We start from the raw sequence: 12,718 nt of genomic DNA on the forward strand, positions 1-12,718 counted from the left end.
CATTATGAATATGCGTTTTATCCTTTCCGTCATGATTTTAGTTTTTATTTTTTCTGAAAAAATCTTTCCACAATTTTATCTTGGCACATCTTTCGAAAATTATTACGACGACAATATCTTTAATAACTACACCCGTGTTTCTGATTTTGTAAATAACTTATCAGGTGAAGCCGGATATGATTTTGAAACCGCAAGAAATAATTTTGAACTGTACTATTCAGGAAATTATAATTACTACAACACCAATATTACAAAAACATCTTCGTCACATAAGTTTGGTATTGTTGAAACATATTTATTTGCAGATGATGATAATCCTTTGAACATAGGCGCCAACTATGGTTTCAGATCAAACAGGGAAGAGTTTTCCGTTTATGATTACGGACAATTTTCAGCCTACGCAAATTATATGCATTCAATCTCAGAAGCCGATAAACTGCAGGGCGGGCTGATATTTAATAAAATTGATTTTAAAAATTATTCTTTGTTTTCATACAATGAGTATAAATTTTTTGTTAAATCAATTTTTAGTTTTGAAACAGGTACATCACTAATAATCGGAGCGGAGTTAGATCATAAACAGTATTCCGAAAAACTAAATGATCCTGAAATGGCAGAAACGGTTACCCAGTCAAAATTTTTGTTGCAATCCGGACAATCATTAACCGATGAGCTTGGAGTTAGTGCATATCTGCTCTATCGAAAAAATCTTAAAAGCGGAAACAGGTTTTTTAATGTAGATGATTTTGTTTACTACGAGGAAGAAATATTTAATGATGTTTATTCAAATGAGGGCTACGAAACAGGGCTTTCAATAACATATCTTATTTCACAAACGGTGACAGGAAAAGTTGAAGGTAGATACCAGGTCGGAAATTATCTTAATCTTCCGGCAGCGACTGCAGACGGAACTGAACTAAACTACAATAGAAAAGATAAGCTATATGCCATTGGTTCTGCGCTGCAAATAAATCTTAATTCATTTATAAGCGGAATGAATTTATACCTGAATTATAATATCCTGCTGAATGAATCGAATGATTATTTTTACGATTATTCAAACCAGCTTTTCTCATTTGGTCTTGGATGGGATTTATAGTTTTACTTGATGTCATACTTTTTCAGTTTATACCTGAGATTGCGTTCGGTTAATCCTAATATTTTACCCGCTTTAGTCTGATTTCCATTGCTTACATGAAGAGCATCGAATATTAATTTTTTTTCCAGCGCTTCAACCTGTTGTGTCAGAGTTTCATTTTCCCGTTGTGATAAATTCACTTCTTCCTTGAATCCGGTTACATTCATCGGCAAGTCTTTTGCTGTAATTGTATTACCTCTTGCAAGCACAACAGCGCGCTCTATAATGTTTTCAAGCTCACGCACATTACCGGGATAGTTATATTTCATCAATGTATCAACTGCTTCTTTTGAAATGAGAAGATCTTCTTTTGCATTTTCTTTACAGTACTTCTTAATAAAATATTCTATCAGCGGAATGATATCTTCTTTTCTTTCTTTTAAAGATGGAATTTTTATTGCGACTATGTTCAGCCGGTAGTAAAGATCTTCACGGAACAATCCATCCCTGATTTTCTTTTCAAGATCCTGGTTGGTCGCGGCAATAATTCTGACATCAATATTAATACTTTCGGTACCGCCAACTCTTTCAATTTGATGTTCCTGCAAAACTCTCAGTAGTTTTACCTGTGTTGAAAGCGGTATATCTCCAATCTCATCAAGAAAAATTGTTCCTGTATTAGCAAGTTCAAATCTGCCTTTCTTTAATTTATCTGCGCCGGTAAATGATCCTTTTTCATGACCGAACAATTCACTTTCCAAAATTGTTTCTGTAAGTGCGGGAATGTTAACAGCTATAAAAGGATTGCTGCTTCTCGGACTTATAAAGTGAATAGCTTTTGCGAGCACTTCTTTACCGGTTCCATTTTCACCTGTTATCAATACGGTTGCTTTGCTATCCGCAACCCTGGAAGCAATGCTTATCACTTCTTCCATCATTGATGAATTAGTAATTATTGAAGAGATGCTATGTTTCTCCTTCAACTGTTCTTTCAAAAACTTGTTTTCGGATTTAAGATTTTTATTCTCAATTATCCTTTCAAGTAACAGGTCGAGTTCATCAAGATCAACAGGCTTTGAAATGTAATCGAACGCACCCAGTCTCATTGCTTTTACAGCATTCTCAATTGTCCCGTAAGCTGTTATCATCACAAAACTTATTTCAGGATTCAGGTGTTTTAATTCTTCAAGGACTTCAAGCCCGGTTTTATCCGGCATTTTATAGTCTGATAAAACAATGTCAACGAGATTGTTTTTAGCGATGTTGATTGCGTCACTACCTGATGATGCGGAGAATATTTTATATCCTTTTTTCTTTAAGTAGCCGGATAAAATATCACGCTGTGTTGATTCATCATCTGCGATTAGTATTGTATAATCTTTCATTGTGGTATGCTGATTATAAATTTTGTTCCTGAGTTTAATTTACTTTTTACACTAATTGAACCATTGTGTTGAGCTACAATTTTCTGAGCGATACTAAGCCCCAGTCCATTTCCATCTTTCTTTGATGTGTAATAAAGATCAAAAATCCTTTTTAGATTTTCTTCAGCAATGCCTCTGCCATCATCACTTATTTCTATCAGAAAGTTATTCTCAGAAAAGGAATATTTGATTTCGACATTTCCGTTTTTATCTGTTGCATCGAATGCATTTTGAACGATATTGATTAAAGTTTGTTTTAATAATTCCGGATCAATATTTATAACTCCTATGTCTTTCAGTTCAAAATTAAGAGTAATGTTCTTGTGCTTTGACTGGGCATCAAAAAGTAAAAACAGTTCGTTGAAATATTCTTTTGTGTTCACCGGTTTTATCTGAATATCAAGAGGTTTTGCGTAACTAAGGAACTGAGTTATTATCCTGTTGATCCTGTTTACTTCATGTCTCAAGAGCGATGTGATATTGTGGTATTCGTCTGAGTTATTATCAACAATAAATTCTTTATCAAGTCTTTGCGCAATCATCCCGATAGCATTTATAGGGTTACGGATTTCATGCGCAACGCCGGAGGCAAGCTCACCCATCGCGGAAAGTTTTTCATTTCGTTTTGTTTCTTCTTCAAGTTTATGGACTTCAGTGAAATCCCTTATAACAATTGTATAACTCTCTGCTGTACCTTCTGTATTCAGGTTAGTGGAAAAATTCAGTAAGAGGAATTTGTCTTCCTTATCAATTCTAATTGGAGTGATGAGAGTTTCTGTTCCGGAATATTTTCCCGCTAAATATTTTTTAAGTTCAATTAATAATGGCGGAGAAAATGATTCAAGCGGTTTACCTGAAAATAATTCTTTAGTATTGAAAAGAAGTTGTTGAGCAGACTTGTTCGCTAACGTTATGTTAAACATTGTATCTGTTACAATAACCGCATCTCCCATATTTTCCAGCACTGAGGCTGTGAATGATTTAAATTTACCATACTCAGTTGAAACACTCTTTAGCGTTTGGTTTGTAAAAATAATACTGAGAGTTATTATTGAAATAGCAGCAAGTATTAGTGAAATTAAAACAAGCCTTCTTGTCATTCGTTCTTCAACAAGCTTAACCTCTTCCATAGTTAAACCTAACCTGAACAAGCCGGCTGTTTCTCCTTCATAGTATAATCTCATTACGGCTTCAAAAACTTCCTCGCCTTTATAATATATTATACGTGTTAAAATTGAATCTGAGGTAAGAGCCTTTTCAAGAAATGCATCGGATTCAATTGATGAAATAGAATCCAACGTGCTGTTAGCAGCAAGTATCCCGATAGAGTCCTGCAATGCCAGATATTTTATTCTATGGTTATCGGATAAATCATTAATGATTTTTCCAATCCCAATTTTTTTTCTGAATTCGAGAAAGTCAGCCGCATCAAGATTAACAACTATAGCGCCTCTGTTATTAACGCGCGAAACAGCAATTGCATAACGTTGTGCATTTGTAAACTCGGCATCCTTTAACCCGATTATTATTTCGTCTTCTTCGCCTGTTAAAATTTTATAAAGTTCAAAATATCTGTTGATATTTTCTTCACCGTGTATGTGCCCTGGCTCAGGGATACGGTTTGATAAAATTCTGTTCCCTTTATTATCAAAAATATTGATCCTGTATATCGAATTCTTTTTTCCAATCTCAATAAGTTTGTTTGTTGTAAGCAGATTTAAACTATCCAGCTGTTTAATTAAAAATGCATTGTTAAGAAGACGCTCGGTGATAATGTTTTCAATTTCTTCACTGGAGTTTAAAGTGTTGAGCGAGCTTTGTCTTATCGTTTCAATTAACGAGTAGGAACTTTCAGTAAGCAGGTGAATTGTTTCTTTTTTACTTTCACTCAATTCTACAATTGAAGAAATAATCATTACTGCGGCGATAACAATTGTTATCGCAATAACTCCCCCTGGTCGTACTCTCTGAAGAAATTTCATATTCAAAACTAATAATTCTTAGAAACACGGTAAAGAAATATTATACCGTAAAATTGGATTCACATATAACTGAACGGATTCACTTTTTTCGTCTGCATAGTCGCTGAATCCGTCCTTATCGTCGAAGTTAAATATCTTTTTATAAAAAAGTTCAGAAAAAAAGCTGAATTAAGTTTTACCTCTCTGGCACATTGGTTGAATAAAAAGTAATGAAATAAATGAAACGAAACACATAACAAAAGGAGTAGTAAGATGAAAAAGTTCAGATTGATTTCAACACTAATAGTATTTTTTTCAATACTGTCATTTGCTTCATTTTCGTTTGGGCAAAATGATCAGACCGGAAATCAGAACCAGATCAAAACAAAAACACAATTACATGGTAATGGATTCGTTGATACTAATGGTGATGGATACAATGATAATGCGCCGGATGCAGACGGCGACGGAATACCGAATGGAAGAGACGAGGATTATTCCGGATCCAAATTCAGGAAAGGAAATGGCTCAAGAGGATTTGTTGATTTGAATGGTGATGGCATAAATGATAATGCAATAGATTCTGATGGTGATGGTATTCCAAACGGACAGGATCCGGACTACATCCGACCGAAGGATGGTACAGGTCAGCAGAACAGATTCGGAAATCAAAACCACAGGGGCGGTTATAAGTGGGGAGCTAATAACGGAACAGGAAATAATGGAATCTGTCCGGCATATGGAAACGGTTTAGGTCAGGGTAATGGTTCAGGAAATTGCGATGGCACAGGTCCAAAAGGCAACAGAAGAGGCGGCAGGAGATAGTCGCATATCAAACCCCGGGCGGTGCTTAGGCATCGCCCTTTTTTATTATAAAAACTTATGAGGAAAAAAATGAGCACAAAAAAAATTCTTTCGGCGCTTGGTATGCTTATGATTTTAATTCTTTTATTAGGATGTAACCAGGAAAACCAGGTGACAACACCAGGTGATAAGTCGTTTCAAAAATCAGGATTCGGTCAGGGCGGTGAAACGCTGTACGAAATTTCTCCCGAAGAAATTGCCGGGCTCATCCATATGAGATTAGAAGAAAAATTAGCCCGTGATGTCTATACAACATTTGGAGTTCAATACAACTACAAGGCGTTTTTAAACATCAAACTCAGTGAACAGAATCATATGAATGCCGTAAAAAGAATGCTTGATAAATATTCAATTCCTGATCCTATAGTTTCAGATGAAATTGGTGTATTCCCGGATGCAGCATTTCAGGATCTGTACAACAATTTTATTGCACAAGGAAGCTCTTCATTATATGAAGCTTTAGTTGTAGGAAAAACAATTGAGGAAATCGATATCGCAGACCTGGAGGCACAACTTCTTATTGTAGATAATCCGGATATAATCAGGGTTTATACGAATCTTAAAGCCGGATCTGAAAATCATCTTGCCGCGTTTATAAAATGTATCAGTGGATTACCATCATCAACTCAGGTTGTTGATTAAAATTTAAGTTATGCAAGCTAAACAGAAAAGCAATCCATTGGATTGCTTTTCTTTATTATTAAGTGTCTCTTTGTTACATTAAAACAGTATCAATAATATTTTTCGGGGAATGACACATGTTCAGAAATTTGTGTTTGTTTATCCGGTTTGACGGGCAATTTTTATCCGAAGCTGTTATCAACTTCATTTTTCATTTCAGAATTAATCCATCAATAAGTTTTAATAATCACAAAGGATAAAACATGATAAAATATTTACTGCTATTCATGATCGTGTTTCAAGTGATGAACTATTCACAATCAGCAGGGGAAGAAGCATTAGGAACACGGAAGTATGAGGAATATAAAACACCACAGTTTTGCGGAACGGCATGTCACACTGATTTTTTTCAGCAGTGGAAACAGGCTATGATGTCCCAGGCATACACGCATCACTGGGATGAAATTGAGTACTTCAAACTTGCAATTCCACACGCAGAAAAAGATCCTGTAGTTGCAGGTGTAAAAGCTGGATGTAACGGATGTCACGCTCCCGTTTCATTTTTAGTTGGTGATGTTCCTCCTCCAAAGCCGGAAATGAAATCACGTGCTAATGAATCTGTGTCCTGTGATGTTTGTCATACAGCATCTGGATTTGCGGGTGACATACCTTATAACTTTAACTTCATATCTGATCCGGGAGATGGTAAAACCAAATTCGGTCCAAGAGGAACCGGAAATTCTCCTGAACATAAAATCATTAAATCTGAATTTCTTAAGTCAGGAGATTTTTGCGGTACATGTCATAACGAAAAAGATCCTTATGGAATTTGGGTCAAGTCAACACATCTTGAATGGAAAGACGGACCATATTCAAAAGAAGGAGTGCAATGTCAGAACTGCCATATGACGCAAGCAGAAGGATTCACAGCAACTATGGGTAAAAAGTATCCTGATGCCTGGCAGCACTTATTCCACGGCGCACACGATCCCGGAAAAGTAAAAGGCACGATTGAATTGAGAATACATCCCGATATACGTGAAGCTGAACCGGGAGAAAAAGTGAAATTCACTATTGCGTTGTTTAATCAGAAGACCGGTCACAAATTTCCCACCGGCTCCGTTGAAGACCGAATTGTATGGATGCATGTAGAGGCAGTTGATTCGAAGGGAAAAGTATTTCACCTTCCTGTAGATAGAAAGGGATTTGATGGAGAGGAATACACAATTGGTACTGACATTCTTGCTTACCAGGATATGGGAATTGCTTTAAATGATCCGGACTTTAAAGGCGTTCAGAGAGATGGAATTCCGGTTGGTGACAGGATATTTAGAATGCCATATCTTGATCCTCAGGGCAGAATGACAATTCAGCAGTGGAATACAAAATCACTTGGTGTGGATTATAGAATTGGTCCAAGAGAAACTAAACTGGAAACCTGTTCATTTGTTATTCCTGATAATACCGCTGCAGGTGAATTAAAAATCACTGCGGTGCTGAATTATCAAAAGCTTGTTAAGCCAGTTGCAGAATTTCTTGGTGTTCCCGCGGAAGAATCTGAGGTTATTATTGTAAATGAACACTCAACTTATATAACTGTTTTACCTTAACTGAAATATAGTTTAGGGATATCTGTAAATAATAGAAACAGGGAGAAGAATTATGAATAGAAAATTTTTTCATTCAATCATTTGTTTAGTTATTGTTCTTACTTCTTTAAGTGACTTAAATGCTATACCTGCCTTTGCCAGAAAATATAATATGACCTGCAAAACCTGCCATGCACCATTCCCTAAATTAAAAGAATACGGAGAAGAGTTTGCTGGTAATGGATTTGTACTTAAAGATCAGGATGCCCCGAGATACTATGTGGAAACAGGTGATGCTGAACTTTCACTTATCAGGGATATTCCGATTGCAATGAGGTTGGAAGGTTATTTAACATATAACAACTCATATACAGAACAGACTGATTTCTCTGCACCATATATCCTTAAGCTGCTTTCAGGGGGAACAATAACAAAAGATGTAGCTTACTATTTTTATTTCTTCTTCAGTGAAAGAGGAGAAGTAGCAGGATTGGAAGATGCCTTCCTCATGTTTAATGATCTGTTCGGCAGCGATCTTGATTTATATGTTGGTCAGTTCCAGGTATCTGATCCGTTATTTAAAAGAGAACTAAGACTCACTTTTGAAGATTACCAGATTTACAAAACAAAAGTCGGTTTATCTTCCATTGATCTTACTTATGACAGGGGAGTTATGTTGACTTATGGTTTTGATTCAGGCACTGACATAACGTTAGAGGTTGTAAACGGCGCAGGAATCGGCGCAGCAAATTCTTTCAGAAACTTTGACAATGATAAATACAAAAATATACTTGGACGAATTTCACAAAGTATCACAAAGGCGGTCAGGGTAGGAGGAGTTGGTTATCTTGGAAAGGAAAACCAATCAGGCTTTAATAATGAAGCAATTATTTTTGGCGGAGATGCTACGCTTTCATTTGAGCCTATTGAACTCAATGTTCAGTACATTGAAAGAAAAGATGACAATCCTTTATTCAACCAGGTGAAACAGGAAATAAAAACAAGAGGTGCGTTTGGTGAATTATTATTTATGCCGAATGGTGATGAAAGTAAATGGTATGCTGCCGGATTGTTCAACTGGACAGAATCAGATATTGAAAGTCTGAACTATAAATCGGCTGCATTAAATATTGGATATATGATTAAAAGAAATATCCGTCTTGCCGGTGAATTCAGCTATAACATTAAAGATAAGTTTGGAAAAGCAGGTATCGGGATAATAGCGGCATTTTAAAAATCGAACTAAATGAATAATAAAGACATGCCGGTAACATAATATTTAGTAATTTTGTTCAGATAAAATTATAAGAAAAGGGAAAATCAAATCGCCGGTAAAATTATTTTTGTACTTGTGGTACTATCATCACATCTGTTTGCGCAAGCATGGTTTCCGCTTGATGTGGGGAATAAATATCAGTTCCTGAAAAAATCATTTTTGCAGGATGACTCATCCAACGCGCATTGGGAATACCAGCTTTTTTATATCGATGTGTTCGCCGATACGACCATTGGAGACTATCAGTATTATAAAACCACAATTTTCCCCGACACATGGATACGGCATGACTGCCGTGATTCCAAAACGTATATCTATTGGGATAGCAAAGATCATCTGATGATGAACTATGCACTACCTGTTGATACATTGTTTGAACATCTTGATCCGGCAACAAAAACTGTTAAACTTGTTCAGTCACTTGTTGACACAATGTTTTTTGCAGGCGATGAAAGGATAATGCGAGGCTACCGTACATTTGAAACATCGCCTGCGGGATATACTGATTTGTTCATAAGCCCTGACATAGGATTTTTTAGCTTTTACCATCAGCAGTTAAATCCCGGGCAGGATACAACAAAAATTTTTTATGAACTCATAAACGCAAAACTTGTTTTAAATTATTTTACTGAAAATTATACTCCTCAAATAAATCATATTCCGCTTTCGGAATTTTCCGATAGTGTGTTTCATTTTTCCGCTGACGTAAACCATTTTTATAATAAGTTCTTTACGGTAGCCGGTCCGGATTCAGGAATTAACTACATCGATTCTGTGCTGCTTTATACGCAGTACAAACGTGATGATTCCATCCTGATTGCAGGTTCATTTAGCTGCTTTAATGTTGAAAATTCTCCTGAATGGATTTATGATCTTCCGCTTGAAACTGATTTGCTAAATGACGGTTTTGTTCTGCAATACTATATAAGGGCAGTAGATAAAGCAATTGTTCCGGTTACTTCGGCTTTTCCCGATACAGGATATATCACTCTGAATTATGTGCCGACTGCTATCTCATATCAAACCTCAAACGTTTCCGGTTTTGAACTGATGCAGAACTACCCTAATCCATTTAACCCTTCAACAGAAATTGAATTTCATTTACCGGAAGAAGTTCAGGTTCAAATTAATGTTTATGATATTCTCGGCAGTAAGTTGGATGTTCTACTTGATGAAATTAAATCTGCCGGTATTTATCAATTGACGTTTGATGGCAGCGATTACTCTAGTGGAATATATATCCTTCAGCTTAGGGCAGGTGATTATGTCAGCAGGCTGAAAATGGTACTCGCTAAATAGCTGACAATCAATATCTAAAAATCAAACCAGTATTTTGTTTTTCCTTTCTTATTTCCCACTCTCCGGGAAAACTACAGATTCACGTAGTGTGATTAACAGACTCCATTATTAAACTTTCCCAGGAAATTCAAAAAAAATTTTTATTGGATGAGCCGTTTTGAAAATCTTTTACGCATGTCTCTATGAAGCCAGAAAATGATCTAAATCACTTAATTACCAACTAACTAATTAACTTTCAATAACTATGAGGGCCTAGTATGAAAAAACTAACAATCTTTCTTTTGTTTTGCGGTGCTTTAATATTAAGCAGCTGCAGTGATGATGCTGCACCAACCGGTAGCGGTGGATTTGGCGGACCCGGCGGCGGCGGCGGAACAGGTAGCGTTACATATACCGTTGCAGTGGTTCAGGACCAGCAGCAACAGTATTTCTTTGAATTCAAACCAAGTACAGGTGCAACTGTAGAGTCTATTACGGGTAACTGTGCTGCAGCAGGAGTTAATAATGAAACAGTCCAGGGCGATGGAACATCAGTTTTTAATTCAACTACTCCAGCTTATATAGGTCCGATTAATAATCTTGCACAGGGACAGACATGGACATTTGTAATTAAAGGTAAAGTAGGCAGCAGTACCGGTGCGGCTTATACAGCAAATGCCACCCTGAACATCTAATTAAATTTCACAGAATTAAACCGAAGGAAAAAAATGAAAACTTTAAGAAACATTATCATACTATTAGCAGTAGTTTTTATTTCACAGTCAGTTTTTGCACAAAGAATCCTTATTGGACCAAGACTATCCGGTAACTTTAATATTTATAATTCAAAAGGATTAACCGGAACATGGAACGGGCTTGGTATAGGCGTGGGTGGAACGGTGGATATTCTTTTCAGTAAAAGTATAGGACTTATGGTTAATCTAACTGCATTTGATATGCGCAATTTTTCAAGTTCACAGACTCAGCAAAACGTTACCACTGAAACTTCACTTTCTCTTTCATACCTGTCAATAGATCCAATGTTTAAAGCAGAATTCAGCGGCTTTTACATGGTAGGCGGGCCATCATTGGGAATCAAATTAAACTCAAGTGGTGAACAGACACAAAGCGCTACCGGTCAGCAGCCTCAGGTGAATCCAATAAATCCTGAAACTAAATCAGTAAGGTTTGATCTTGCTGTTGGAACCGGATATACATTTACATTATCGCAGGATATGTATATGGGAACTGATTTTATTGCTCATATTCCTATCACCGACACTTATAATTTCCCCGGTGTAAGCAATAGTGTATTTACCTTAAAACTTGGCGTATCACTCAAATTTAAAATATAAAAATTATCAGTTCGTTCCCATGCCCTCGGCTCCTGACTGTAATGGTTGGGGGCCGATTTTATTTTAAACCCGAATATTTAAAATCTTATTTCTTTGGCGACCATTCCTTAAAGAACGCCATCAGCTTTTCTTTGCTGTAATCCTTGCCTTCTTCAAGTTTGCCGGTATCCTGTGAATGTAAAAATTTTCCGTCCGACTCAAGAACAAAGAAATGAGGATAACCCGGCACTTCAGGATATTTTGAAAGCACTTCTTTATTCTCATTTTCTTTACTGAAATTTATTTTCAGCCAGATAAAATTTTTGTCAATCAGTCTTTTAATTCTTTGTGTGATTCTATGAACGCATCAAGCCGGTGACACCAGATACACCACTCTCCTCCTACATCCAATAAAATTCTTTTCCCGTATTGCTTAGCCAAATTAATTGTTTGCTGAATATCCTCTGCGGCATTCCTGGCAGGATCAAATTTTTCCGGTAATGTAAATCCTTGTTTATTTTGTGAGAATGAATCTCCGGCAAGCATTAGAAAAATTACAGCAGTGAAAATAAAATATTTCATAAATCGTACTCGTTAAAATTTTAGATCAGATATTTGATAACTACAAATCCGCCGATTAATAATACAGTGAAAGCAATGGCAAGAATGTTAAAATATTTGTCGATAAAATTTTTAATCTGCGGACCGAATTTCCAGATAAGGAAAGCAACAAGAAAAAATCTTGCGCCCCTGCTTATTACAGAAGCAACGAGAAACATCACCAGGTTTATATTAAACGCTCCTGATGAAACTGTAATAACTTTATAAGGAAGCGGGGTAAAGCCCGCGGTAAATATTATCCAGAAATCATACTGCTCATACATATTCTGAATTTTGTAGAATACATCCTCTGTAAAACTTGGAATGTTGCTGAAGAAAAAATTTGCAATACCTGTAAACTCACCTGAAGGTGTCCACCATAGGAAATGACCAATCGCGTAGCCTAACAAAGCACCGGTTACGGAGGCAATAGTACAATTTGCAGCAAACTTAAAAGCCTTTGTTCGCGCACCCAGTACAAGAGCAATCAGTAAAGCATCCGGTGGTATTGGGAAAAAAGAAGACTCAGCAAATGCGAGTATGAAAAGTGCAATTGCGCCGTTTGGAGTTTCAGCCCAGTGAAGGACCCAGTCATAAAGTTTTCGTATAAGTTTCATGTTCAATAATCTGTTAAAGATGAAGCCAAACATAATCAAATTAACATCACATTAAAAAACCTAATAACGCGTAAGC

Annotated in this window: 13 protein-coding genes; 8 read left to right on the forward strand and 5 right to left on the reverse strand. The window is 36.4% G+C overall.

Features of this window, described 5'->3' with window-relative positions; genetic code table 11:
• The first annotated feature begins 4 nt into the window (after positions 1-4).
• Positions 5-1,099: a hypothetical protein gene (locus tag IPM56_00585; GenBank protein QQS36481.1), complete on the forward strand. Its 1,095-nt coding sequence runs from the start codon at positions 5-7 to the stop codon at positions 1,097-1,099.
• Between the two features lie 2 nt (positions 1,100-1,101).
• Here IPM56_00585 and IPM56_00590 read toward each other — a convergent pair whose 3' ends face one another.
• Together IPM56_00590 and IPM56_00595 are read right to left on the reverse strand one after the other, a co-directional pair.
• Positions 1,102-2,463: a sigma-54-dependent Fis family transcriptional regulator gene (locus tag IPM56_00590; protein ID QQS36482.1), complete on the reverse strand. Its 1,362-nt coding sequence runs from the start codon at positions 2,461-2,463 to the stop codon at positions 1,102-1,104.
• Entirely contained in the window at positions 2,460-4,484 is a 2,025-nt protein-coding gene (locus IPM56_00595; GenBank protein QQS36483.1) for an ATP-binding protein, read from the reverse strand. Before IPM56_00595 ends, IPM56_00590 begins: the two co-directional genes overlap by 4 nt.
• A 252-nt stretch (positions 4,485-4,736) precedes the next feature.
• Here IPM56_00595 and IPM56_00600 point away from each other — a divergent pair, with 252 nt between their 5' ends.
• The 7 genes from IPM56_00600 to IPM56_00630 all read left to right on the forward strand — a co-directional run bounded on the left by IPM56_00600 (position 4,737) and on the right by IPM56_00630 (position 11,446).
• Positions 4,737-5,288 carry a hypothetical protein gene (locus IPM56_00600; GenBank protein QQS36484.1) on the forward strand — a complete coding sequence of 184 codons (552 nt, stop codon included), beginning with the start codon at positions 4,737-4,739 and terminating at the stop codon, positions 5,286-5,288.
• Between the two features lie 69 nt (positions 5,289-5,357).
• On the forward strand, positions 5,358-5,969 hold the full coding sequence (locus IPM56_00605) for a DUF2202 domain-containing protein (GenBank protein QQS36485.1): 612 nt from the start codon (positions 5,358-5,360) through the stop codon (positions 5,967-5,969).
• 242 nt (positions 5,970-6,211) lie between these two features.
• Positions 6,212-7,558: a hypothetical protein gene (locus IPM56_00610; GenBank protein QQS36486.1), complete on the forward strand. Its 1,347-nt coding sequence runs from the start codon at positions 6,212-6,214 to the stop codon at positions 7,556-7,558.
• 52 nt (positions 7,559-7,610) lie between these two features.
• Positions 7,611-8,771, forward strand: a complete 1,161-nt coding sequence (locus IPM56_00615) for a hypothetical protein (GenBank protein QQS36487.1) — start codon at positions 7,611-7,613, stop codon at positions 8,769-8,771.
• A gap of 117 nt (positions 8,772-8,888) precedes the next feature.
• Positions 8,889-10,112 carry a T9SS type A sorting domain-containing protein gene (locus tag IPM56_00620; protein QQS36488.1) on the forward strand — a complete coding sequence of 408 codons (1,224 nt, stop codon included), beginning with the start codon at positions 8,889-8,891 and terminating at the stop codon, positions 10,110-10,112.
• A 257-nt stretch (positions 10,113-10,369) separates the two neighbouring features.
• Entirely contained in the window at positions 10,370-10,786 is a 417-nt protein-coding gene (locus tag IPM56_00625) for a hypothetical protein (protein QQS36489.1), read from the forward strand.
• A gap of 33 nt (positions 10,787-10,819) precedes the next feature.
• A complete protein-coding gene (locus IPM56_00630) occupies positions 10,820-11,446 on the forward strand; it encodes an outer membrane beta-barrel protein (GenBank protein QQS36490.1) in 627 nt (208 codons plus the stop codon).
• Between the two features lie 85 nt (positions 11,447-11,531).
• Here IPM56_00630 and IPM56_00635 read toward each other — a convergent pair whose 3' ends face one another.
• Genes IPM56_00635 through IPM56_00645 form a run of 3 tightly spaced genes read right to left on the reverse strand, consistent with a single transcriptional unit; the run spans position 11,532 to position 12,642 of the window.
• On the reverse strand, positions 11,532-11,696 hold the full coding sequence (locus IPM56_00635) for a hypothetical protein (GenBank protein ID QQS36491.1): 165 nt from the start codon (positions 11,694-11,696) through the stop codon (positions 11,532-11,534).
• Between the two features lie 59 nt (positions 11,697-11,755).
• Positions 11,756-12,007: a DUF255 domain-containing protein gene (locus IPM56_00640; GenBank protein ID QQS36492.1), complete on the reverse strand. Its 252-nt coding sequence runs from the start codon at positions 12,005-12,007 to the stop codon at positions 11,756-11,758.
• A gap of 20 nt (positions 12,008-12,027) precedes the next feature.
• Positions 12,028-12,642 (reverse strand): DedA family protein, encoded by a 615-nt coding sequence (locus IPM56_00645; GenBank protein ID QQS36493.1) that lies wholly within the window; start codon positions 12,640-12,642, stop codon positions 12,028-12,030.
• Between the last annotated feature and the right edge of the window lie 76 nt (positions 12,643-12,718).

This window comes from Ignavibacteriales bacterium, from assembly GCA_016700155.1.
Classification (GTDB): domain Bacteria; phylum Bacteroidota; class Ignavibacteria; order Ignavibacteriales; family Ignavibacteriaceae.

What these genes read in the sequence shown, in the direction of transcription:
- IPM56_00585 (QQS36481.1), top strand. Translation starts at nt 5, where the DNA reads ATGAATATGCGTTTTATCCTTTCCGTCATGATTTTAGTTTTTATTTTT.
- IPM56_00590 (QQS36482.1), bottom strand. Translation starts at nt 2,463, where the DNA reads ATGAAAGATTATACAATACTAATCGCAGATGATGAATCAACACAGCGT.
- IPM56_00595 (QQS36483.1), bottom strand. Translation starts at nt 4,484, where the DNA reads ATGAAATTTCTTCAGAGAGTACGACCAGGGGGAGTTATTGCGATAACA.
- IPM56_00600 (QQS36484.1), top strand. Translation starts at nt 4,737, where the DNA reads ATGAAAAAGTTCAGATTGATTTCAACACTAATAGTATTTTTTTCAATA.
- IPM56_00605 (QQS36485.1), top strand. Translation starts at nt 5,358, where the DNA reads ATGAGCACAAAAAAAATTCTTTCGGCGCTTGGTATGCTTATGATTTTA.
- IPM56_00610 (QQS36486.1), top strand. Translation starts at nt 6,212, where the DNA reads ATGATAAAATATTTACTGCTATTCATGATCGTGTTTCAAGTGATGAAC.
- IPM56_00615 (QQS36487.1), top strand. Translation starts at nt 7,611, where the DNA reads ATGAATAGAAAATTTTTTCATTCAATCATTTGTTTAGTTATTGTTCTT.
- IPM56_00625 (QQS36489.1), top strand. Translation starts at nt 10,370, where the DNA reads ATGAAAAAACTAACAATCTTTCTTTTGTTTTGCGGTGCTTTAATATTA.
- IPM56_00630 (QQS36490.1), top strand. Translation starts at nt 10,820, where the DNA reads ATGAAAACTTTAAGAAACATTATCATACTATTAGCAGTAGTTTTTATT.
- IPM56_00640 (QQS36492.1), bottom strand. Translation starts at nt 12,007, where the DNA reads ATGAAATATTTTATTTTCACTGCTGTAATTTTTCTAATGCTTGCCGGA.
- IPM56_00645 (QQS36493.1), bottom strand. Translation starts at nt 12,642, where the DNA reads ATGAAACTTATACGAAAACTTTATGACTGGGTCCTTCACTGGGCTGAA.